The organism is Parabacteroides bouchesdurhonensis, from assembly GCF_900186615.1.
GTDB lineage: Bacteria > Bacteroidota > Bacteroidia > Bacteroidales > Tannerellaceae > Parabacteroides > Parabacteroides bouchesdurhonensis.
Window position 1 is genome coordinate 3,540,221 of the sequence record NZ_LT896588.1, and the last position, 23,912, is coordinate 3,564,132.

The 23,912-nt window shown below is 45.9% G+C and carries 20 protein-coding genes, 1 tRNA gene and 2 pseudogenes; 3 read left to right on the top strand and 20 right to left on the bottom strand.

Annotated elements, in window-relative coordinates; genetic code table 11:
• Nucleotides 1-56: 56 nt before the first annotated feature.
• The 3 genes from C1721_RS15250 to aspS all read right to left on the bottom strand — a co-directional run bounded on the left by C1721_RS15250 (nucleotide 57) and on the right by aspS (nucleotide 3,770).
• Complete coding sequence (locus C1721_RS15250; protein ID WP_102409040.1) at nucleotides 57-821, bottom strand: zinc ribbon domain-containing protein; 765 nt, start codon at nucleotides 819-821, stop codon at nucleotides 57-59.
• 1 nt (nucleotide 822) lies between these two features.
• Nucleotides 823-1,920, bottom strand: coding sequence for a Nif3-like dinuclear metal center hexameric protein (locus C1721_RS15255; protein WP_102409041.1), 1,098 nt, complete (start codon nucleotides 1,918-1,920; stop codon nucleotides 823-825).
• A gap of 92 nt (nucleotides 1,921-2,012) precedes the next feature.
• Nucleotides 2,013-3,770 carry an aspartate--tRNA ligase gene (gene aspS / locus C1721_RS15260; RefSeq protein WP_102409042.1) on the bottom strand — a complete coding sequence of 586 codons (1,758 nt, stop codon included), beginning with the start codon at nucleotides 3,768-3,770 and terminating at the stop codon, nucleotides 2,013-2,015.
• Nucleotides 3,771-4,019: 249 nt separating this feature from the next.
• Between aspS and C1721_RS15265 the strand changes: the two genes are divergently transcribed.
• The gene (locus C1721_RS15265) at nucleotides 4,020-4,523 is read left to right on the top strand and encodes a hypothetical protein (RefSeq protein WP_102409043.1); all 504 of its coding nucleotides are present in this window, start codon (nucleotides 4,020-4,022) and stop codon (nucleotides 4,521-4,523) included.
• A 37-nt stretch (nucleotides 4,524-4,560) separates the two neighbouring features.
• Here C1721_RS15265 and C1721_RS15270 read toward each other — a convergent pair whose 3' ends face one another.
• On the bottom strand, nucleotides 4,561-5,442 hold the full coding sequence (locus C1721_RS15270) for a PIG-L deacetylase family protein (RefSeq protein ID WP_102409044.1): 882 nt from the start codon (nucleotides 5,440-5,442) through the stop codon (nucleotides 4,561-4,563).
• A gap of 321 nt (nucleotides 5,443-5,763) precedes the next feature.
• On the opposite strand from C1721_RS15270, the gene C1721_RS15275 reads away from it, so the two are divergent.
• On the top strand, nucleotides 5,764-6,810 hold the full coding sequence (locus C1721_RS15275; RefSeq protein ID WP_102409045.1) for a DUF4434 domain-containing protein: 1,047 nt from the start codon (nucleotides 5,764-5,766) through the stop codon (nucleotides 6,808-6,810).
• Between the two features lie 120 nt (nucleotides 6,811-6,930).
• On the opposite strand, the gene C1721_RS15280 is transcribed toward C1721_RS15275, so the two are convergent.
• The 15 genes and pseudogenes from C1721_RS15280 to C1721_RS15345 form a co-directional block, all read right to left on the bottom strand.
• Complete coding sequence (locus tag C1721_RS15280; protein WP_102409046.1) at nucleotides 6,931-8,190, bottom strand: Gfo/Idh/MocA family oxidoreductase; 1,260 nt, start codon at nucleotides 8,188-8,190, stop codon at nucleotides 6,931-6,933.
• A 127-nt stretch (nucleotides 8,191-8,317) separates the two neighbouring features.
• A tRNA-Pro gene (locus C1721_RS15285) sits at nucleotides 8,318-8,392 on the bottom strand.
• Nucleotides 8,393-8,691: 299 nt separating this feature from the next.
• A complete protein-coding gene (locus C1721_RS15290) occupies nucleotides 8,692-8,886 on the bottom strand; it encodes a hypothetical protein (protein ID WP_159063601.1) in 195 nt (64 codons plus the stop codon).
• Between the two features lie 166 nt (nucleotides 8,887-9,052).
• Nucleotides 9,053-9,622: a hypothetical protein gene (locus C1721_RS15295; protein ID WP_102409048.1), complete on the bottom strand. Its 570-nt coding sequence runs from the start codon at nucleotides 9,620-9,622 to the stop codon at nucleotides 9,053-9,055.
• Nucleotides 9,619-10,677, bottom strand: coding sequence for a PDDEXK nuclease domain-containing protein (locus C1721_RS15300; protein ID WP_102409049.1), 1,059 nt, complete (start codon nucleotides 10,675-10,677; stop codon nucleotides 9,619-9,621). Before C1721_RS15300 ends, C1721_RS15295 begins: the two co-directional genes overlap by 4 nt.
• Before the next feature lie 76 nt (nucleotides 10,678-10,753).
• Nucleotides 10,754-10,840: pseudogene (locus C1721_RS16360) on the bottom strand (RteC domain-containing protein); the annotation flags it as partial.
• A gap of 24 nt (nucleotides 10,841-10,864) precedes the next feature.
• Nucleotides 10,865-11,725 (bottom strand): helix-turn-helix domain-containing protein, encoded by an 861-nt coding sequence (locus tag C1721_RS15310; protein WP_102409050.1) that lies wholly within the window; start codon nucleotides 11,723-11,725, stop codon nucleotides 10,865-10,867.
• Nucleotides 11,726-12,067: 342 nt separating this feature from the next.
• Nucleotides 12,068-13,660, bottom strand: a complete 1,593-nt coding sequence (locus C1721_RS15315; protein ID WP_159063602.1) for a DUF6562 domain-containing protein — start codon at nucleotides 13,658-13,660, stop codon at nucleotides 12,068-12,070.
• A 38-nt stretch (nucleotides 13,661-13,698) separates the two neighbouring features.
• Nucleotides 13,699-14,715, bottom strand: a complete 1,017-nt coding sequence (locus tag C1721_RS15320; protein WP_102409052.1) for a DUF6562 domain-containing protein — start codon at nucleotides 14,713-14,715, stop codon at nucleotides 13,699-13,701.
• A 6-nt stretch (nucleotides 14,716-14,721) separates the two neighbouring features.
• The gene (locus C1721_RS15325) at nucleotides 14,722-15,762 is read right to left on the bottom strand and encodes a DUF3575 domain-containing protein (protein ID WP_234347526.1); all 1,041 of its coding nucleotides are present in this window, start codon (nucleotides 15,760-15,762) and stop codon (nucleotides 14,722-14,724) included.
• 90 nt (nucleotides 15,763-15,852) lie between these two features.
• Nucleotides 15,853-16,164: pseudogene (locus tag C1721_RS16550) on the bottom strand (hypothetical protein); the annotation flags it as partial.
• Nucleotides 16,165-16,483: 319 nt separating this feature from the next.
• A complete protein-coding gene (locus C1721_RS15330; protein WP_102409054.1) occupies nucleotides 16,484-17,584 on the bottom strand; it encodes an AraC family transcriptional regulator in 1,101 nt (366 codons plus the stop codon).
• 454 nt (nucleotides 17,585-18,038) lie between these two features.
• Nucleotides 18,039-18,488: a DUF3408 domain-containing protein gene (locus C1721_RS15335; RefSeq protein WP_159063604.1), complete on the bottom strand. Its 450-nt coding sequence runs from the start codon at nucleotides 18,486-18,488 to the stop codon at nucleotides 18,039-18,041.
• Between the two features lie 50 nt (nucleotides 18,489-18,538).
• Complete coding sequence (locus C1721_RS15340) at nucleotides 18,539-18,922, bottom strand: virulence RhuM family protein (protein ID WP_102409055.1); 384 nt, start codon at nucleotides 18,920-18,922, stop codon at nucleotides 18,539-18,541.
• A 12-nt stretch (nucleotides 18,923-18,934) separates the two neighbouring features.
• Nucleotides 18,935-20,173, bottom strand: coding sequence for a site-specific integrase (locus tag C1721_RS15345; protein WP_102409056.1), 1,239 nt, complete (start codon nucleotides 20,171-20,173; stop codon nucleotides 18,935-18,937).
• Nucleotides 20,174-20,627: 454 nt separating this feature from the next.
• Here C1721_RS15345 and C1721_RS15350 point away from each other — a divergent pair, with 454 nt between their 5' ends.
• Nucleotides 20,628-21,812, top strand: coding sequence for a DUF4272 domain-containing protein (locus C1721_RS15350; protein WP_102409057.1), 1,185 nt, complete (start codon nucleotides 20,628-20,630; stop codon nucleotides 21,810-21,812).
• Nucleotides 21,813-21,905: 93 nt separating this feature from the next.
• On the opposite strand, the gene C1721_RS15355 is transcribed toward C1721_RS15350, so the two are convergent.
• Nucleotides 21,906-23,897 (bottom strand): glycoside hydrolase family 97 protein, encoded by a 1,992-nt coding sequence (locus C1721_RS15355; RefSeq protein ID WP_102409058.1) that lies wholly within the window; start codon nucleotides 23,895-23,897, stop codon nucleotides 21,906-21,908.
• Between the last annotated feature and the right edge of the window lie 15 nt (nucleotides 23,898-23,912).

Below are 23,912 nucleotides of genomic sequence, written 5' to 3' on the forward strand. Positions count from 1 at the left end.
ACAAACTTTAAAGTCCGCATTCAAGAGGGGAATTCAATATCGTATATAGAACGTAATTATTCTTCTACGCCTGCCAATTCAGGGTCAATCATAATACGTCCGCAATATTCACAAACAATAATTTTCTTACGAAGTTTAATATCCATTTGTTTCTGAGGCGGAATCTTATTAAAGCAACCACCACAAGCATCGCGCTGGATATAAACGACAGCCAAACCATTACGAGCCCCTTTACGAATACGTTTAAACGCAGTAAGTAAGCGAGGTTCAATAGCAGCTTCGAGTTTCTTCGCTTTTTCACGAAGTTTTTCTTCGTCTTGTTTTGTTTCAGAAACGATCTGTTCCAATTCGCCTTTCTTCTGAACTAAATCAGCTTTACGGCCTTCCAGTTTCTCAGAAAGACCGGCAATTTCTTCTTTCTTTAAAGTTATTGCTTCACTAAATTCACGAATCTTTTTTTCTGAGAACTCGATTTCCAAACCTTGGAATTCAATTTCTTTTGAAAGATTGTCAAACTCACGGTTGTTACGAACGTTATCCAACTGTGACTTATATTTCTCAATCAGGCTGGTTGAGTCAGAGATTTTATTCTTTTGTTCTACAACAGAAGTCTCAAAATCTTTAATATCTGACTGATAATTCTGAAGACGGGTTTCCAGACCTGCTATCTCATCTTCCAAGTCTTGCACTTCCAAAGGAAGCTCGCCACGAAGCGTCTTAATTTTATCAATTTCAGTCATCATCGTCTGAAGTTGATACAGTGCAGAAAGCTTTTCTTCAACTGTATATTCTTTTTCAGCTGATTGTTTATCTGTAGCCATTCTATAAATATTTTACTGGGTTTGAATTAACACTCGATAAATGCACCGCAAATGTAGGAAATTTTTTCGATATTATATTATAAAAGATGTCTTTTGTACAGACTTCGGATTCATAATGTCCTATCACAGCGAGCAGAATGCGATCTTCCACATCGTAGAAGTCATTATACTTAGCTTCGCCTGTAATAAAAATATCCGCTCCATAACGAATTGCCTCATTTACAAGAAATGCCCCGCTTCCACCACAGATAGCAACTTCGCGAATCATTTTTCCCGTAAACGGAGAATGTTTGATACATCCTACGTGGAAAATATCTTTTATCCGTTGCAAGAAACTTAGTTCATTCTCGCTTTCCGGTAATTCGCCAACCACACCGGAGCCGGCCTGAGCCCATGAGTTCTCTAAAGGATAAAAATCAAAAGCAGGTTCTTCATACGGATGAACGGACAATAATGCCCGCATCACACTGGATTTCCGGTAAGCCGGCAAAATAGTTTCTATACGCACTTCGGGCTCTACATGCAATTCTCCTACCTCACCACAAAACGGATTGCAACCTTCGTTTGCCCGGAAAGTTCCTTCGCCTTTCAGATTATAACTGCATGAATCGTAATTACCTATACTTCCTGCTCCTGCATTAAACAAAGTATTCCTTACAATATCCGCATAAGCTTCAGGAACAAAAGTAACGAGCTTCAACAAAGCCTTTTGCTGCGGGCTAAGAATCCTGACATTTTGCAATCCTATCATTTCAGCCAACCTGTAATTAACGCCTCCCACTGCATTATCCAGATTTGTGTGGGCAGCATAAATAACAAGATCATATTTGCAAGCTTTTATCATACATCGCTCTATGTAGGTAGAACCAGTAAGCGACTTAAAAGGTTTAAAGGCTAAAGGATGATGTGAAATAATCAAATTACACTCAGATTCTATTGCTTCGTCTATGACTTCTTCCGTAACATCCAGACAAAGCAAAGCACCGGTAGCCGGTTGGTTTACATCGCCAACCTGCACACCTGCATTATCGAAACTTTCCTGCAATGGTAGCGGAGCATAATGCTCTATTTCTTTTATTATATCCTTAACCTTTACCATAATCAATAATTTATTAATTCGTCAATATGCCAATGTGCCAATCGGAGAAAGACTCTTTCATTGGCTAATTGGCACATTATCCAATTAACACATTATTCCTTTATATTTACTTGCAAACACAGTTCTTCCAACTGTGAATCGTCAATAACCGAAGGTGCATCCAGCATAACATCACGACCGGAATTATTTTTCGGGAACGCAATACAATCGCGGATAGAATCCAATCCTGCGAACAACGAAACCCAACGATCCAAACCGTAAGCCAATCCTCCATGAGGAGGAGCACCGTATTTAAAGGCATTCATCAGGAAGCCAAACTGTTCCTGAGCTCTTTCTTCCGTAAATCCAAGTAATCTAAACATTTTATCCTGTAATTGACTGTCATGAATACGGATAGAACCTCCACCCACTTCAACGCCATTGATAACCATATCGTAAGCACTGGCACGAACAGCTCCCGGATCTGTATCCAGCAATGGAATGTCTTCCGGTTTAGGAGAAGTAAACGGATGGTGCATTGCATAAAAACGCTGATCCTCCTCGTTCCATTCAAACAATGGAAAGTCGATCACCCACAAACAAGCAAATTTATTCTTATCACGTAATCCCAGTTGATTACCCATTTCAAGACGCAATTCACAAAGTTGTTTACGGGTTTTCATGGCATCGTCACCTGAAAGTATCAATATTAAATCACCCGGTTTCGCTCCGAATGCATTCTTCATTTCCTGCAACGTTTCCTGAGGATAGAATTTATCAACGCTCGACTTAACATTCCCGTCTGCTTCCACACGGGCATAGACCAAACCTTTCGCTCCTATCTGAGAACGTTTTACAAACTCCGTTAACTGGTCTAATTGTTTGCGCGTATATGAAGCTGCTCCTTCTGCGCAAATACCTCCAATATAAGCGGCATTATCAAATACAGAAAAGCCATATCCTTTCATTACATCCATCAACTCGACAAATTTCATACCGAAACGCAAATCGGGTTTGTCACTTCCATAATATTTCATGGCATCATGCCAAGTCATACGCTGAAACGGTTCTTTTATGGTAATGTCACGAATGACTTTGAACAGATGCTTTGCCATCCCTTCAAAAGTGGTAATTATATCTTCTTGCTCAACGAAGCTCATTTCACAGTCAATCTGTGTAAACTCCGGCTGACGGTCCGCACGCAAATCTTCGTCACGGAAACATTTTACGATCTGGAAATAGCGGTCGAAACCGGAAACCATCAATAATTGTTTCAACGTTTGCGGAGATTGGGGAAGTGCATAAAACTGTCCCGGATTCATACGGGAAGGAACAACAAAGTCACGTGCGCCTTCCGGCGTTGAATTAACAAGAACCGGCGTTTCCACTTCAAGGAAACCTTGCTTATCTAAATAATTACGTACTTCAAAAGCCATCTTGTGACGAAGTTCCAGATTAGCACGCACTACATTACGGCGTAAATCCAGATAACGGTATTTCATGCGTAAGTCATCACCTCCATCTGTTTCATCTTCAATAGTAAACGGAGGAGTAATTGCAGAATTCAAAACAGTTAACTTTGAAACAATCAATTCAATATCACCCGTAGGTATATGAGCATTCTTACTGGAACGTTCCCTTACTGTTCCTGTTACCTGGATAACATATTCGCGTCCCAGTTTATTCGCTTTTTCACAAAGAGAAGCATCTACTTCCTGATTAAATACCAACTGAGTTATGCCGTAACGGTCACGAATATCCACAAAAGTCATACCGCCCATTTTACGGGTTTTCTGTACCCATCCGGCTAAAGTAACAATAAGTCCTTCATCGGCCAGACGCAAGTCGCCACAAGTTCTCGTCCTGTACATCTTTGATTTATCTATTTAATTTTGAATACATACTAAACAGGTTACCTGATAATAAATAACCTCTCCTACCGCAAGCAAACCATATAAAGAGCAAACGGCAGCTGCAAAGATATACATTATAATAATATTATTATTCATTGCTTATTATTAATTTCGAACGAACATTTAATACTTTATATTAAAGTCCGGATAAGAAGTTTTGAACCTGATTATGTTTTTTACTGTTATTTACTCATAAACAAACAAACAATGAAAATCATATTATCCATATTCATTTTCATAATAATGATTCCTTTCAATGCATTTTCACAGGAACATAACCATGCCCACGCCAGAAATGAAATAGGCATAAGTCCCGGAGCAACCTATTCTTCATCTCATCATGAATGGGGATTTGGTGTACATGCGCATTATTTCAGGACATTAGGCAACCATAGTCCATGGGCATTAGGTGGCAGCATAGAACAGGTTTCATCACATGGTTCACATTGGACTCTTAGTGCAGGAGGAAAATATGAGTTATTTGATAAATTGAACATAGCTATAATGCCGGGTATTACTTTCTTCAATCATAAACATGAGCATAACGAAGAACATGAACATACAAAGAAAGTTCAATTCTCCACGCACTTCGAATTAGTTTACAACTTAATTCATTTAGAGCACTTCCATTTAGGGCCGGCCATAGATTTCTCTTGGACAAAACACGACAACCATTTTATGCTAGGCATTCATTGTGCCTATGGATTTTAATTCGGTTGTCGTGTTTCGGCATATAATTATCTCAACATTACCTCGGTAACATAGGAAACAATTGTAATATTTTTTCTCTGTCCGGTACATTTCCATATTCACAAACTTCAAAAGCTTCAAAATAAGTTATAGATTTAATCTGTTCCGGAGAATACCACTTTAACGCCGGCTCTGTATATCTATCAGACATCTTCTGCCACAAAAAATGATCAGCCGACAATTTTCTTTTACCCGGCGCGTCAGCAGGCACGTCATTTTCATAACCTCCATTCCATGGCAACCATTCATATACCTGTGATTCATGAGCACAAATAGCATCTAATTTCTTTTCTACCACAGGAGTTATATCAATTACGATATCTGGAGAAAAAGGATTTGGTTTTAGGAAACTATCCTGCATATATAAAAACACTGGAGCTTTTAACAAAGGTTCACCTCCCGGAACCATTAACGGAACAGAAATCATATAAGCTGCATCTTGTACGATTGTTGATGTATACCGATGATCCGGGTGATAATCATTCGGACGATGGGTAATTACAACATCAGCCTTCCAGTCACAGATCATACGGATTACCTTTTTCCTGTTTTCCAAAGTAGCCATTAATTCTCCATCATGATTATCCAAATTTTCATATACGATACCTAAACTGCGTCCGGCTTCTTGCATTTCCTTTTTTCTTCTGGCAGCTAAGGCTTCCGGCTGCATCTGATGGTGTCCTTTATCACCATTCGTCAAAGAAACGAACTTTACCTTATGCCCCATTTGCGCAAACAATGCAGCCGTCCCTCCAGCATTCACATCACAATCGTCCGGATGAGCCCCAAACACAATAACACGGATTGGCTCACCTGCACACAGACAAGAGAACAACGATACCATGACTAAAAAGATAGTACCTACAAACAGCTTTTTCATACTTAGCAAAAATTTTAATCTTACATCAACAAACTTATTATAAAAAATCACACTGATTCTATAGTTAAAATCAATTTTATGAATAATAGAGTCTTTTTATTTCGTACTCGCACAAAAATACAAAAAACAATACTAATTAAAGAAAAACATTTATTTATTCTTCAATTTTTCACTATTTATTATCAAAATACTTCTTCAAATCACCATTATTTATAAATTAAGTCAAATAAGATAGTCTTTTAATTATTATTTTTGCAGCATAAATATATAATTAACAACTTAATTTATTAATCTGGAGACATTTTATATTTAATACTAATTATGGATAGACGTAAATTTCTACAATTAACAGGACTAGCTGCCACTGCAGCATTGATACCGAACGACTTGATAGCATCAAAGTACAAACAAAACCCGAATATAAAACCGGTTGCCGGCTCCTGGTTCGAGTTTCTACATCATTCTCATGCTGCTGCAAAGTATTGGAACCCTATTCTTTATAAATACACTGATGAACAGTGGCGGGCAATGATAAAAGATATCCGCGACTTAGGTATGGAATATCTCGTATTACTTTCAGTTGCCGATGATGGAAAAACTTTTTATCCTTCCAAATTGCAACCCAGGTATGATTTGGCTTCTCCCGATCCATTGGAAACAGTCCTTAGCGCCGCTGATGAATTTGGGCTAAAATTCTTTGTCAGCAACGATTATTGGGGAGATCCCCGCGAATTGGGTAAAATGATGACAGGCAAAGAAATTGCAGCCTTACGTGCTAAGGGCATGGAAGAGGTTGCCGAAAAATACTCCCATCATAAGAGTTTTTACGGCTGGTATTATCCAAACGAATCAAACCTTGTTGAGACAATGGATGATATTACAATAGGTTATGTAAATGATAATTCCAGACTGGCTCATGAGTTGACTCCAAATTGTAAGACAATGATTGCTCCTTACGGAACACGTACTGTAAAAGCTGACGATTATTATGCAAAACGATTGGAAAAACTGGATGTGGATATTATCGCTTACCAAGATGAAGTTGGCGTACAAAAATCAAAAGCAGGAGAGGTAGGTAAGTATTTTGAAGCTTTGTCTAAAGCTCATAACAAAGCGGGGCGTGCAAAAATCTGGGCGGATCTGGAAATTTTTGATTTTGAAGGGCCTGTCTATACTAGTCCGGCAATTCCTTCTACATTCGACCGCCTTTTAGTGCAAATGGAAGATGTTTCTCCTTTCGTCGAAAAGATATTGATTTATCAATATAGCGGATTTATGAGCAAACCCGGCTCGATTGCAACATTAGGACAACCTAAAGCTGATAAGTTTTATTCTGATTATGCAGCCTGGCTGAAATCTCAGCGGTAATTAATCTTTTCGGGTTGCTTCCACCGACTAACACTTCTCAGCAAATAAATAAAAAAAGCTATCACAGCCGGAATATCCTTTCTGTGATAGCTAAAATATTTCAAGTATTATTCAAAAGGATCAGATATTCCACGGAGCACGCATCGGCTGATCGATCAGGCGATTTGCGGCCTCATCGTCAATAAACTCCAGTTTTACGGGATCAAAATTCAAAGTACGGTTCAAGCGGAGAGCAATTGTTCCCAAGTTGACAATTGTCGCCGAACGAAAACCATTTCGCTCGTTCAACGCAAATGGTTGACGGGTCTTCACACTTTCCAGAAAGTCTGTCACCTGAGGTTCCGGCTCAGGATAATCGGCCAGCTTCTTCTCCCAATTCGGAATATCACATACAAAATTCTTATACACGTTGCCTTTCGGGCCTGATACATAAGGTGTATTAGGATCACCGAAATCTTCACCCCAAAGTACGATCTGACAACCATCATCATATGTATAAGTGATAGAACGCCATACACCTACTGCATCAGGGTGTTGCTGCGGAGCATCTACCTCCACCTTCACAGGACTGGTTTCATCTTTACCCAAAAGATATTGAACAGGATCAATATAATGCTGCCCCATATCTCCCAGACCCCCTCCATCATAATCCCAATAGCCGCGAAAAGTCTGATGTACGCGATGAGCATTATATGGCTTATATGGAGCCGGCCCCAGCCAGAAGTCGTAATCCAGTTCCTTTGGTATTGGTTGCGGTTCGAGATATTCTTTCCCTACCCAGAAGAATTTCCAATCGAAGCCGGTGTGTTTACTAATGGTTACCTTCAATGGCCAACCCAGCATACCGCTTTGAATCAACTTCTTCAACGGTTTTGCAGGTGTGCCTAGTCCATAGAACATTGAATCGGCAAAACGGTATATCGTATTTAACCTAAACATACGTCCATTCTGCTTTATGGTTTCCATAACCCGTTTTCCTTCTCCAATGGTACGGGTCATCGGCTTTTCACACCAGATATCTTTTCCCGCCTTCGCCGCTTCAACAGACATAATTCCATGCCAATGAGGCGGGGTAGCAATATGGACTATGTCTACATTCGGATCTAAAATCAAATCACGGAAATCATGATAAGCCGCTATCTTTTCATTCACCAGCCGCCTACCCTGCTCCAAGTGGTTTTTGTCTACATCACAAACAGCAACCAAACGTGTCCCCGCATAGTTTACATGGCCACACCCCATGCCTCCTGTTCCTATAATTCCTTTTGTTAATTGATCACTTGGGGCAATAAAACCCCTTCCTAACACATGACGTGGCACAATGGTAAAAGCAGCCACCCCTCCAAGAGTCTTGAGAAATTCTCTTCTATTCGTTTTCATACATTATTGATAAAAGGCACATTGTTCTAAACCGGTTACAAATTTACAAAATAAAAAGAAATTACATCGAAAACCTGAGGGTATAAAAAAAATCAGACAGCTAATAACAGCTATCTGATCTTCTATGTCGGGGTACCAGGATTCGAACCTGGGACCCCCTGCTCCCAAAGCAGGTGCGCTAACCGGACTGCGCTACACCCCGTTTTGCAAATCAGGGACGTTGTTTATTTCTGATTGCGGTGCAAAGGTAGGCTTTATTTTTTAATCTCCAAACCTTGGACAACTTTTTTATAAAAAAAATGCAGATTAGAGATAAGTTATTGAAGACGAGCCATAGATTATGGCTTTGAAATTAGGTGGGTTATGCTTTGGCGAAAGTGCAATTGCTCTGTATTGCCGTGCTTTGCATATCTTTCAAATAACTCTATGCAAATATAAAAAACAATTTGAATATACACAAGAAAAAAGCAGATTAGAACACTATTGAAGGAATCTCCGCTTTTATTTGTTCGTTGCATTCTTATTCAATTTCATTTGCAAATGCTCGTTCGGGTCTTTGCCTCCGGCATAGACACCCGAACAATCTACGGCTTTTTCCTTGTATCGGGTACGCAGGCTCCTCCGTCCGGCTTGGTCGTAATCCAACCAGTCCAGATGTCGAAACGCTTTGGCGAGGTTGCCGACCAAATTAAGCACCACCGCATCGTTTCTCTTGGTCAGACCGAGCGTTACGGCGGAGTGGTTCGTCGCCTTCGAACTGTACCGAATTAAGAACAATCCAGCATTGGCGCACCTGTTGCAACATAAATAAGTACAATAAAAATAACGGCGGTTGCAGAAGATTCTGCCCTTATATGGAAACTTAATATTTCTCTAAAAATTTACTTTCACGCAATTCCTCTATGTGGTAGGCTAAATTACTTGACACTTTGTTAAATACTTTATCAAGGTACGGGATAACGTTTTCTAAATTAAGTTCTTTTTCTGGTGGGAAATGATGGTATTGGTTCAAGAATCTTTTAATATCATTCCTTTCAGTAATAGGCAAAAGCAAAAATGGATTACTGTTTTTGTAATACGTCATTGCAGAAAGATGGATAAATGCACATCCCAATTTATAAACACAAAAAGCCCACCCATTGAGTTCACCTGCTAAATCCACCATTTGCTTGTCGGTTATAACTCTCTTGGAGTCAGGATAAGACCATTTGATTCCATCTAACGTTTGACATATAAAATGGTTCCGAAGATTCAAATCGTTAAGAGATAATAAAAACATAACTCTTACCATCGAATCTAACTCCTGTCTCAATATAGACATTACTTGTCCATATAATTCTTGCTGCAATAAAAGATCAAGTGCGAGAGAATGTTCTTTCGATCTTTGAATAACTATATCGCAAAATAGATTAGTGTTACCCTTTGTATTCATTTCTTTGATTCTATACACTGTTCATGTTGCAACCGATAGAACTCCTTTTGTCGTTCGATCTCTTTGCGCAGTTCTTCCTCGGTCGGCATATAAAGCATGTATTTCGAAGCGAACAGACGGTCGTTGTCGTGCAGGACGGAGTAACGGGCGATGTCCTCGTCCGTTTCCGAACAGAGGACGATGCCAATGGTCGGGTTGTCGCCCTCGCCGCGTACCCGTTCGTCATACATGCGCACGTACATATCCATCTGTCCCACGTCCTGATGCGTGATGGTCGTCGTTTTGAGGTCAATCAACACGAACGATTTTAAGATATAATTGTAAAATACAAGGTCGATAAAATAATCGTTCTTCTCGGTGCGGATCAATTTCTGCCGGGCGACAAACGAGAAACCCTTGCCCAATTCGAGCAGAAATTTTTGCAGGTTACCGATGATAGCACCCTCCAACTCGTTTTCCGAAAAGTCGCTGTTGGGCGTCAAACCGATAAACTCCGCGACGGTCGGGTTTTTGATGAACTCCATACGGTCTTGCTCGAACGGTTTTGTCAGGGCGACCATTTCGGACTTCACCGCATCTTTATGCTGCGAGAGCAGCAACCGTTCGTAATATTGTGAGCCGATGTTGCGGTCGAGCGTGCGGTAGCTCCACATCTGTTCGGCAGCTTCTTTCAGATACCATGCGCGGGCATCGGCGTTGGGAACGCTCAATAGACGCTTGTAGTGCGACCATGTCAATATTCCCCACAGTGTAGGGAGTTTTTCGGGAAAGGCAAGATAAAATTGCCTGTAATAGTATAATGAATTGACAGAAAAGCCCTTGCCGAATTCTGCCGTTAATTCTTTAGACAGAGATTTTAATAACTGCGTACCGTAGTCGGCACGTTCTTTTCCGAGCTGTTCCTGCTCGACGACACGCTTACCCATCTGCCAATAGGCTTCGACCATTGCCGAATTGATGGCGGCATAGGCTTTCTGGCGGGCTTGCGTTACAATCTGCTTGATTTCCTGAATAAAATCGGAATTATATAAAGATGTTGCATTCTCTTTTTCCATTGTAAACAAACGATTTATATACAAAGGTATATAAAAAACGGAAGAACAATCGGTGTCCTTCCGTTTATTCGCAGTCTTACCGCCTCGCATCCTCTTTCGCATCGTCCCGCTGCATCCGCAGGTTCAGCCGCTCGCGCAGCTTGTCGAGAAAATACGTTTGGCTTATACTTGCAAATAGTGATACGCTCTATTCGGCTGTCTGATTTTCGGTTAGTGCTTTCCTGACATTGCTCGGCGTGTCGCCCAAGAAACGCTTGCAGAAATTGCTGAAATGCGCCGCCGAGGAGAAGTTGAACTCATCTATGATGTCCGCGAAAGGGATATAGGTTTGCGACAGTTTGTATTTGATGTTTTCCGCCCGTTTCATCATCAGCCATCGGTATGGCGACATTCCGAACTCCTTTTTGAATATCTTGCGGAAATTGTGCAGCCCGTAGCCGCACATCTCCGCCAGACGGTCGGTAAATTCCGCCTTGCGGTAGTGGGTCAGCACAAGGCTGCGGAACGGCACTTGCTCGTCTGTCATCGGGTGGAAGAAGATGCGCAACTCTTCCGCCGCGAAGTAGCGGGTGAACACCCAGATCAGCTCCTTGTGTTTCAGTTTCCAGAGGTCGGAATCGTGCGTTTCGTCCGTGATGTACGTAGCCACGGTGTCCATCAGCACCCGCATGGAGGTCGGGGCGGTCAGCTTGCAGCAATAGACTTTGGAATCCGGCAGCTTGTGCGAGTAGAGATAGGAGAGAATACATTTCTCCGCCCGGCAGACCGTGTTGTTGAATTTATGCACCAGCAGGGTGACGTCGCTCAAAGCCGTGCCGCTGCATTCGCTCCCGCGGGGAACGAACATCACCTCTCCGGCGCAGAGGATTTCGTCGTGGAACAGCGTGCTGGTAATCCGCGCATGTCCCGATTGGCAGAAAATAAGGTAGTTGATATGCGTATCCTCGTTATTTACGGTCGCACCCGCCGGATAGCTTTTTCTTTCAAAAGAGCAGTCGGCGGGAAACTCGTCGCAGAACGGAGGTTTGTGTTTATCAACGTGAGGCATACGCTATCTTATTTTCTGCTGAATCATCTTGTTTCGTTTCTTGTTTGCGCTATTCCCCGTTGCGAGGCGGGGAAGTGCCGTGATGACACCCGGACATTGACGCATGGCTGTCCGAATAGCTGTTTGCCGAAAATCGGTTCCGGCTTGGGGCGTATATGCGACGGAGACGGGATGCGGGGCGGGACAGGGTAAACGGGTAACTCTGTCCCCGTGCGTCTCCGTTACCGTAACCCGCACAGTGTGCCGCTGGCTGCATCCCCCGGCGGCTTGGGGCGTTATGGTGCGGGCGCAGGGACGGGCGGCGTGACGCACAACCCCCGTCCCCGTGCGTCAGATATCCGGTTAAAAAACGGATATGGCGCGAACTTTATACTCAGTTTTTTTCTCCGCTACTACTTCAACTGATGCTCCATTGTTTGCCTTAAATATAAGAGACTTGGCATAGTTTTGTTTACTTGAATTACCTTCATGGGAAGACCAATAATAACCTTTTTCTTCATTAGTGTCTAAAGTAGTCTTGTTGAGAGTAGTCAACGCCGTATTCACATTATCTGCATTTTGTGCCAAGATTTTCAGTTCTTCCACTGCAGGAAGATACCACGTCCGGCTACCATCGTTTTTATTAATACACCAATTGAAGGCCGGAAAATCGGCGAGAGTATTATTATCTGTATTGGCATCACTGGCAATCCAGGCTTGTACCGCTGTCATATTCGCAGCACCATCAGATGTGTTGCTGATTCCGGTTTCCTTGTTAACTGTACTCCATTTCAGATTCGTTTCATCCAGCGACACAATCTTTCCGCTCTTCCCGTCGGCATTGACAGTGAACACGATGCCGATGCAGGTCTTGTTCGCATCGAGGACGGTAGACCATGTGCCGTCGGCGTAATAGTAGTTGCCTACTTTGAGGGGATTCATATCTATCTCTTCGTCCGGCTTCGCCCAGTCGCTGTTGATGTCCACGGTCATGGTGACGGCATCGGACCCCGGTTCGCCGATGAGGTTTCCGGCGGCATTGATGCGGTGGTTACGCTTGACGGGGATTCCGGCGGGGATGGTGACGGTGGGCAGCGTCTTGGTGTTGTCCGTGGCGGTGAATGCGAGCTTGATGTCGCCCATCGTGCCGTCCGTGGCTCCGGCGAACAGGTAGAGGCAAATCAGTGTTTTGCACGTCTGGCCGCCGATGGTGATGTCGGTGCCATTGTTGAGCCAGCCATTACCCGCGCTTATACCACTACTTTTTGTTGCGGTAACGGTGCCTGTAGCAACGTCGAACTTGGAGGGGCGGTCAAATGTTACATTAACCTTAGAGCAGGAAGCGAAACGCTCCGCATTCTTTTCCGCGAAGGTCAGTTTCATAAGCGGACGGGTGAGCGTGACCTTGGGAATGGCCAGCGCCGTGGAGGCTTTGGTGAACTCTGCGCTGGCATAGAACGCATCCCATGCATCGGGAAGAGATGGGATGGAAACGCCAGCTTCCACCGCTTTCAGTCCGTTTTTAGTTATGTAGAACTCATCCTTATAATGTTCTACATCGCTTAATCCGGCTATCTCGGTGGATGATAGCGTATAGTTTTCGTTGATATAATCCGCCCAGAGCAGCGCCTTGTATGTTCCGGTGGTTGACAGCTCGAACGAGAAGTCGATTTGGGTAGCGCTGGCAGCGGGGCAAATTTCCTTCCGCACTTTGAGCGCGGGTGTCGCCTCCGTGTCCCATATTTCGAGGATGCAGCGGAGTTTGTAGTCGGACGGAGCTGTGGGCAGGGCGCGGCTCTGGGGCTGCGGCTGCACGAAGTCGGCGGGCAGCGCGGCGGTGAGGGTCACGCGGTTACTTTCGTTAGCGGTTTGCAGCGCGTCGGTTTCGTCCTGGCTGCACGAGGTCATCAGCCCCACGAGGGCGATAATCCAAAGGTAAAGATGATACTTTTTCATGTGCTTGGTAATTTATTATTGGTAATTCACTCGTTTTATCAATGTAGCAGACCGTCGAGGTCTATGTCTATATCTCCTTCAAATTCGTCGTCGATATCCACGCCGCCCTGCATCTCGTTGGTGAGGAAGCGGGCACGGACGGTGGTGAGGTGTCCCCGCCGGTAGGGTACTTCCAGCCCCGTGGTGCGGCTGATGACGTTGCCGCCGCTGTCGCGTATCTCCATCGAGAGGCTGACGAACGATTCCGCACCGTTCACAAACACGAAGTCCGAGCCGATAAGACATTCTTCCGTGCCATCATCGGGGACGGTGAGCGGAGTGGTGTACGTGACGCCCGTGCGCGAATCGGCAGGCTTTCCCGCGAGGACGTTGAACACCGTGGGCAGGTAGAAGCCATAGGAGAACGTGATAGTGAATGTTTCATCATCGGCACGCTGTTTCTTTGTCTTACGGAAGAAGTCTTTCACGTCCGTAGCTATCACTTCGTACTTCGCCAATGGACGCACCATATCCACTTTTATCTGAACCTTGGCGTTCCATTCGTCACGGTATTGCCGCAGGTCGAGGGCGGTAGTTCCGTAGAGGCAATCGCGGTAGTCGGTGCTGCCCGTGTATGGGTCGGTGCAGGCTACATATTGCAAGTCCTCCGTATTATAATAGAGGTCGGTTTCCGTGCCTGCCGCCACATAATCCGTCCATACGGCAAGAGTGTATTCCACGGCGTGCAGTTTCAGACGGATGGGGAGCGTGATTTTCCCGTCGCCGTCATCTTCGCCATCCTCCATCACGGTCACCTGCCGGGCGTCCGGCTTGCCGTCGCGCCATGCCTCGATGATGAAGCGGCGGCGGTAGCCGTCGTCGGCCCGCGTGGTTCCGCTGCGGGCGTTCTGGGTGGCAATTTGCAAGGGAACCAGCGAAAGGTCGAGCGTCACTTGGGTTTCCACCTCCACCAGCGTGGGGTCGATGCCCCCGTCGTCGGGATCGTCGTGCACGCAGCCGACAAAACCTATTGTCAGCAGCAGGATAAGCAGATTTATGCCGTATTTCTGTTTCATAAGCCGTTACTTTTTAAGGTTAAACCGATAGACCACGGAGATGCCCACGCGCGTGATGCCCCAATAGTTCTTGGTGCGGGTGTCGATGCGGGCGCCGTTGTTCCTATTATAGAAGGTGTCATAGCGCAGGTTGGCATAGCCTGCGCCGAGGGTGAATTCGCCCGCCCAATGCTCATTGAACGGCAACAGATAACCGTAGCTGATGCCTGCGCCCAAAAGCGGACGCCCCGCGTCCTGATAGCGGTCGCGGTTCCAGCGCACGTTGAACCACCCCACATGGGCATGGACGCCGAAGAAATGCCCTGCGCCGGGCCGTCGGAGCCAATAGCGGGCTTCGGGCTGGATGGTAAAGGTCTTGATGGCGTGATTGTCGCTGATGTACCATGGGCACCACAGCACGGGAAGCTCCACCGACCAATGGCGGCCGACCTGCACGTCCACCGCCACGTTCATAATCGTGCCTGCCCATGCCGCGAGGTTGGTCTTTACGCCGAGGTAACGGCCGGGGGATTGGGATCGACTTGCATCGGTCAGCGCGGACGGCTGCGAAACGGGAATGGAAGCGGAAGTGTCGGCAGGGGTGGCGGTTTCCGTCGAAGTTGCGGCGGCGGGTTCCGCCGAAGACACGGGAGCGGTTTCCGGGGCGAAATCCTGCGGCCGACGGGCAAGGCGCGCCGTATCCGGCTGCGTGTTTTCTGCCGTCGGCAGCTCCGCCGAATGCGGTGCATTTTCCGCATCCTGCCCCGTGCGGACAGCGGCGGAATCGGGAGCAGGGACAATGGAAGACGGCGCGGCGGGGATCGTCGCGTGGGGTGTGTCGCCGGAAATCGGCGGCGCGGTATGTTCGCCCGGTTCGCTCTGCGGCGCGGTTACGCCCTTAGTAATAGATGGTTCCGCATTTTGCGGGGGGGGGATTTTTGCACCGCCAGCCTGCGCCGAAGCGGTCGGCGTTTCGGTGCTTTCTGTAGGCGCTGCCGACGTTTCGGTGTTATGTGGGGTCGCCGCCGCATTCCCGATCGACGGTCCGTTCGCCACGAACGCCGTCATCTCGACCCGCCGTGCCCGGTCGGGCGGAAGCGTCGCATCTTCCCCGCGTCCCTCGGTGCGGATGCGTGCCGAGGCAATGCCCTTGCGCACCAGATAGCGCCCGACGGCGGCGGCACGCTTTGCGGAAAGGTGCCGCCGCCGTTCCCGTGGTGTCCGCCCATCCCGTGAGCCGGATTTCGGTTTCGGGATGCGCTTGCGCGGCACGCAGGAAGCGACCCACAGTCGCGTATTCCGACCTCTCGATCCAGTCGCCGTTATTGGGTGAAAAATAAAGAGTGCCGGAAAAGAGCGTCCGCACGCTGTCCACCGGCTGGCCCTGCTGTTCCTGCTCCGACGGCTGTTCCTGCTCCGCCTGTTGTCCCGCGGCAGCCGCAACTTGCACGTCTCGGGTCGGCGCGGCATACGCCCCGCGAGCAAAACCGGACACGCCGCCCAAGAGCAGACAGACGAGGAAAAGGCGATGCCGCAGCGGCGAAGGCCGCAGAGCGGATGTCCCGCCGGATCGTATCGAAAAAACTCGTATCATTTTATCGGTATTTTTAGGTATCGGGCATGAAAAAAGGCGGAAATGAATTCGCAATTCATTTCTGCCTATAAAATTAGCAATTCGGAAGATACGGGAGGTACCAAACCGGAATTAGTTTGGTTTCATTACGACAAGATGATAATTTTTTAGGTACAGTTGCGACAATGAGGTTTCATTGCGACAAAATGCGGGGGTTTACCCCCTTTTAGAGAGCCTGCGCAGCCAGTCCGACGGCGTGGTTCCCGTCTCGCGCCGGAAGTAGCGCAGGGCCGTGATTTTGGAGCGGAAGCCGACCCGGAAGAAGGTGTCCTGGATGCTGATGCGCGGATCGGCGCGGAGCGCCTTGAGAAACTCCCCGATGCGGCGGCGGCTGATGAAATGGCGGTAATTCTCGTACCCGTGCTGCCGGATCAGCCGGGCGAGTGTCGTGCGGTTGCTCGCGAGGCGTGCCGCCAGCGTTTCGAGCGACAGGTCGGGATTGCGCCACGGCTCCTCTTCGTCCATCAGCCGCAGCAGCGCATCCCAAAGCGGGTTCGGCTCCGACGAGTGTTCGGTCGGGCATAGCGGTATTTCGGGCATTTGCACGGTAGCGGGCATCGTCTGCGGCAGCTCCTCCTCGGCGGGAACCCGCATGCGCAGGAAAAGCTCCTGATAGGTCACCACCAGGCAGAAGCCCATGCAGTAGGCGATATGCACGGCGTTCACCAGCGTATCGCCCGTGAGCATCGAGAGCAGGTACAACACGGCGATCCCCTGCGTGCCGACCGTATAGAGGCTGATCCACCGGTTGTCGGCGCTGCTCTTGCGATAATTCCGAGGAATGTAGAGCAGCACGAAGCATAGCGGGACGAACATCGCCAGGAACACGAGCCGTATCCACACGTTGAACTCGCCCGCATACATCGTCATCTCGGAGAAGGACGCCAGAGGCCGGAACGGGGTGAAGACCCACAGAAGGCTGAAAGCGATCCACGGAAGCGCGATGACGGCGGTTCGGCGAGCATCGAGCCAGCCGGGGTGGATCACTTCGATGGGATAGAGGAAAAAGACGAAAAGCGTCAAAAGGCCGCTGTCCAGATCCGTCGGCAGCAGCACCTCCCCGGAGACGGGGCAGCCGGCGCTTCCCATCCATGCCCTAAGGGCCACGACCACGCCACAAAACGCGAAGCACCACCCTAACAGCCGCCGAGAACGGTCGCCGTACCCGCGCCGCAGGTAGAGCAGCAGCGAGCACAGAAGCGTCCCGAAGGCCGTCAGGCAAAGCGACTGAAAGAGGATGTTCTCCGCAATTCCCATGATGGCAAAAATACGGTTTTTATCGCAAAAACCCTCAAAAAGAAACGGAATTCGACATCCCGCAGACCTTATCCGCAGGGGACGCAAGCCCGACGGGGCACTCGCCCTTCTCTTCGGGCATGGTGTCTGACACGCGGTCGGTTAATGATGTTCATTTTTCATCAATCGCCCGACTTCGGAAGAGCGATTTCGCCCCGTCAGGGCAACGTTTTCAGCAAGCCGAGCGCAGAGCAGAACGAAGTTCTTGCTATGCTGAGGCGAGAAAACGAAGGCGAATAGCCAAGGCTTTCGGGAGTAACCCGAAAGGTGTCGAGTAACTCGATACACACCTTGCTGTTAGTCGATGCTAACAAAATCGGAGAGCTATTGCCCTCCGATAATTGAACTGCTTTTCACTATACTCGCTATGCCGAGTGTACACACTGTATTATCCTATGAAAAACGGATAGCGGAGCTATAATTTCCGCCACCGTTCGATGTCCTCGCCGTAGGTTTCCAGATGATGCCGTGCGAGGTTCTCGATCAGTCCCGAAACGCTCATCCGTCTGCCTCCCAACCTGCGGACGATCTCGTCCAGTCGGTCGCGTACCTCGCAACTCACGAAAACGGGTTTGCGGTTCTCGATTCTCGGCACCCGGAGGAATGTTTCTCGGTATTCTTCCAACGTTGCTCTTTTCTGCTTCATTCCGGCGCGATTGGATATAGCATGCGCTGGTTCTGTTGTTAAGGTCGTGTCCGTCGGCAGCGTCGTTGCTGTTTGCACAATCGGTTCGCTCGTTACACGCTGTGTACCCGGTACACTCTCTAAACCGACATCTGTCGGCTTCAATCTTCTCATTTCAGGGCGGAACATCTCGATAATCTCTTCGGCATCGATGTCCGGCGTTCTTTCATTTTTGGTCATAAGGTATCTATTTAACAGGTTAATATTATTTCTTTTTTCATAGGAAACCGTCAGTTGGGAATATGTCGGCTGTACTCGTCCGTTTTACGAGAGCAGGTCATCAGTATATTTATTGCAGGCCGTTTGCTCATTGTACCGAGTGTACGGAGTATATACTCCCGTAATCTCATTGCACCCTGCGCATGGATACGGAATGCAAGGGCGACAACCGCCTCCATATTATACACGTCTGCACCGTTGCCGTTTTCCAGACGAACGTACTTGCAGACCTCGTAATCGTGCAGCGTATCGCTTTTAATGATTGCCTTGATACCTGCGTTTACCGCTCCGGCAGTCGTACCGAACAGCTCGGCAAGCTCCATTGCCGTCATCCATACCTCGCTCCCCGTCAGGGTTACGCCGTTCTCGCCGATTGTGATTTTATCTCTTTTCATATCCTGACACTTTTAGATTGCTACTCCTGCAAATTCCTCGATGTTGTTCAACTGCCGGGCAAGGGCACTCATATCATTTTTGACCTTCTCTTTGGTAATCTTCGCGTAGATTTGTGTCGTGCGAATGTTCTTGTGTCCCAAAATAGAACTGACCGTTTCGATGGGCATATTGTTCGACAGACACACGGTTGTAGCCATCGTATGCCGCCCGGCGTGCCATGACATGGATTTTTCTATACCGCAGATTTTCAATATCTTTTTAATGTTCGAGCGGATTGTGCTGTATTTGGGTACGGAAAAGATTTTCCCATTTTCACTTGTGCCACGATACTTTTCGAGAATTTTCATCGGTATATCCAACAACTGCACCTCCGATACGACCGTCGTTTTCTGTCGTGCGATATGTATCCATTGGTTTTCATCGAAATAGGTGCGGATATTCTCCTCCGAAAGATTATACAGTTCGCAATAGGACAACCCCGTAAAGCAGCAGAACACGAACAGATCACGCACAAGCTCGTGCTTGGGATTTGCAAAGCGCGTTTCCATCAACGTGCGGATTTCCTCTTTCGTAAGAAATTCCCGTTCGGTTTCCTCCGGGCTTATCTCGTGTTTGACGAAGGGATCATGTACCAACCACCTATTCTCAATAGCTATATCGATCATTTTTCGTAGCGGCATCAGATAAACCCAAACCGTGTTATGCGTGCAGCCTTTTTCCGCACGCAGGAACATTTCAAAGTCGTTGATGAAAGCTGGAGAAATCTCTTTTAGGGCTATATCGCTGACCTTATACCTTGTCAGGAGAAAATCTTTCAGATGTCCGTAAACCGTAAGATACTTTTGAAAGGTGCTTTTAGCCCGCATTTTCGCCTGCACCCAGTTATAGAAATCACTGTTGAATTGATCGTAAACTTTCAGTAGCGTTTCGTGACGGTATTCCAGCCCCAAGAAAGCATTTCTCACTTTCTCGGAGGTAACATACCCGTCCCGCTCCATGATTGCGCGGTAGTGGCCGTTGATTTTTACGCGGATGCCGTCGAGCATCTTGTTCGCCTCCTGTGCGGCGATACTCCGGCCTGTCATCCGTCCCGATTCAGTATCCCACAAAGCGGGATTTACGGTGAATTTGCAACTGAACTGCGAGGGCTTGCCTCCGTCGATGGTGATACGCCCCATAACCGGAACCGTACCGTCTTTTCTGACATCTTTCCTTTTCAGATAAAATAAAACGCTGAACGTACTTCTCATAACTCACAATTTTAATGGTTCAAAACTATTAACTATGGAGTTATTCGTCGATACGCAAATTGCAGCCAATCAGCGCAAAAGAATCCGAAAGCACTCTTTTTTGCAACGTCCACCGAAAGATTGTTTACCTTTGCTTTCAGCAAAGGCCGGAAAACTGTCGCAGACTACCTCTTTCGCCTCATCCTCCCGGTTCCGTTACCTCCACTCAATTCCCGAAAACGGTTATGACTTGGTAACGCAACCGAGGTTTCAGGTGGCTTTTCGACGGTTTCACTTGGCTTCGCGCTTTGCCCAGCCTCATACCTTAAATCCTTGTTCTACAATTCTATTGCTCTGTCTCGCGCTTTTTTCTTATCTACTGCACTTTTTTTTCGAAAAATTACAACATCTTCCTTTTTCCATATTTCAAACGTATCTTGCTTCCATTAATCATTTACTCTAAATTTATATTGTCATGGAAAAAAGAAATATCACATTATATACGGTAATTGGCAATCAAGCCCGCATTCCGGAAGCCATCAAAAAGCATTTTAATCCTGTAACTAAAGAATATGACGAAAAAGACAAACAACTAACCTTGATATTGCAGGACGATAGCGAAATGACATTCTTTTTCAATCACAGCAACACCGATCCCCAATTTGTAAGCAATCATCAAACCGGTATGGCAAATTACTTCGCGCAAGCTGAGACCAAGCATGAAGACATAAAGAAGAATATCATATACCAGATTCAATATTTTAATTCCATAACAGGAATCACTTTTGAAGAAAACGAAGATCAGAATCGTACCAATTACCTTATTAACACAATGTTTGCTATAGCAAATGAGATAAAAGGGTTCCTACTTTTCCCGGCTATGGAAATATACAACGGAACAGGCGAACTGGTCTTTTCCATAAAAGGCGAAACAGAGTTGGAAAAATTCTCTCCTGTTGCAAATGCCGACTATCTGGATACCAACCGACCGGAAGACACCGAAGCCGATAAAGCCAGGCAACGACGCTCTATTGAAAAGTTAAAAGAAAAAGACATACCTTATGCTTCACATTTACGCAGTTCCATAACAGAAGCAGAAGCTCAAATACGCATGCCGGAAGAAATATTGAAACGTCTCGCATCCCTGTTTGCAGTTTCTGTTTATTCCGAAGTTATGTTATCAGAAGAAGGAAGCCGCGAAAATGCATTGGAATATATAGACGAAGTGAAAAAACGATACCCTATTTCCCTTTCACCTGCCGAAACAGCTTATATTGACAACGAATCTCCCGAAAAAAACGAATGCGTCCAGTTTGTCTGGAGGTACGAATGTTGTACTGTATTGCTTTGGGCATTAGGACTGGATAAATTAAATTACCCAGACGAAATATGCGACGTTCGCGGAATCGCTTCTATTTTATGGAACCACACTCTGGATTCTTTGCAAGAGAAAATCCGGATGCGGGGAAAAGACGAAATATTAGATGAAGCCGACCTGATTCTCCGCTATAATTGGGCTTGTGTAGATGCCAGAATACACGGGAAAGAAACACCGGCATCTCTGGAAAGCGGAGTTGTACAAGAACGCCACTATGTATTCAACTGGCTAATAGGTGCCAATAATCAAGCAGAATGGGACGACATACAACCTAATACATAATATGAAAAAAGATCCCGATGATTTAGTCAAATCATCGGGATCTTTTTTATAAATGGCCGGGATGAATTCCCGAAACACCAATTCTACATTTCATTATTTATAAATACGGGCAGCATAACCACCGCCGGGAGCCATTTTTATATTCAACTTGCGATCAGCCGGAACAGAAAGAACTTCCTTTTTATAATCACAAGCCGCACGATCGGCATTGATACCATCCTTAAATAATTCTATTTTATAATTGCCTTCGCCCAAGAAAGAAAGGTCAAGAGTCAACTCCCGCGGTTCCCAGTTTGTCAAAGCACCAACATACCAATCATCACCATGCTTACGCGCCATAGCGATATATTCGGCTACTTTGCCATCCAAAGAAACAGTTTCATCCCATACAGTAGGAACATTGGCAATAAACTCCGTGCATTCTTTTTCGCGCATATAGTTAGATGGATTATCACAAAGCATATTAAACGGCGATTCAAATATCACATAAGTAGCCAACTGGCGGCAACGCGTTCCCTGACTCATAGGCTCAGAATTAACTGGACGATAATTCCAACGGGATGCATTACGCATAGCTCCCTGTGTGTAATCCATCGGACCAGCCATCATACGAATATACGGAATTGTGACGTCATACGTAACCATATCATACGATTCGGGCGACCATTTCAATTGCTCCAAACCGTTTACACCTTCATAATTCAGCACATTCGGATATGTACGCTGTAATCCGGTCGGTTTAAATACACCATGAAAATCCACAAGCATCTTATTTTCGGCACATACTTTAGCAGCTTTGTAGACAAACTCAACCATCTTCTGGTCATCACGATCCAGAAAATCTATCTTAAATCCTTTCACACCCATATCTGCATAATGCTTGACCACATTTTCCATATCACGCGCAAAAGCCCAATAACCAGCCCACAAAATAATATCTACATTCTTTGCTTTTCCATAGTCTACCAATTCTTGCAAATTGATTTCAGGAATCACCTGGAGCATATCCGCCTGTAGATTTACAGCCCAACCTTCATCCAATATAACATACTCGATACCATGAGCCGAAGCAAAATCTATATAATATTTATAGGTTTCGTTGTTTATCCCAGCACAAAAATCGACACCATATAGATTCCAGTCATTCCACCAGTCCCAAGCGACTTTTCCGGGTTTGATCCACGAAATATCGCTCACTTTGGAAGGGGAAGCCAGACGATATACCATATCACAATCGGCCAGTTCTTTATCATCTGTAGATACAGTAAACACACGCCAAGGGAAAGAACGCGTACCTTTTGTTTTTGCAATAAAATTCTCACGTTCTTTGACAAGCATCTGCAAACGGTTATGTCCGCCTTGTTCTTCTATTTTAGGATAAGGAGCATGTATTGCTTTCAAACATGGCTTATCTGCTGAGTTATTCAGAAACATTCCGGGAAACTCTTCAAGGTCGGCTTCTGTAATACAAACTTTCTTACCATTATCCAATTCCACCAAAAAAGGAAGTATCATTAAACGCTGGTTGTTCAGCTTAGTAATAGATTCGTTTACATAAGGTTGCTCAAATGAATTAAAATATTGCTTCTCAAATGTTTCAGCCTTATTGTTCACATAAGCAGCAAATGTTTTATGGTCTTTAGAAAAGTTATATTCAGCTTCCTCTCCTACCACAATAATATCACCTTTCTTTTTTGTTACAAAACGATATGCCAATCCTTCGTTATACAAGCGGAATACAATACTGTAATTACCCGCAAAGGAAATGGTAGCTTCGTTATATTCATCCTTTACTACGGATTTCTTGTAAAAAGGAGAAAGTATCTCCTTATCAACCGAAGCCTTCACCACTTTTAATACTTTGGGTTTAGCTCCCAATACTTCACCATCCTGTAATGTCATAGAAATAGTGGATGGAGCCAAAACCTCAGTCCCGTCATGAGTTAACGAAAATTGAATATCGTCGCCAACCGCGATCTGCGCCTGCAATACTTTATTCGGCGATTGCAGATTATAGCTCTTTTGGGCCATTGCAGGCATACTTCCCAGAAGAACACAGAAAAACAATAATGCTTTTACATTCATGGTATTATGGTATTA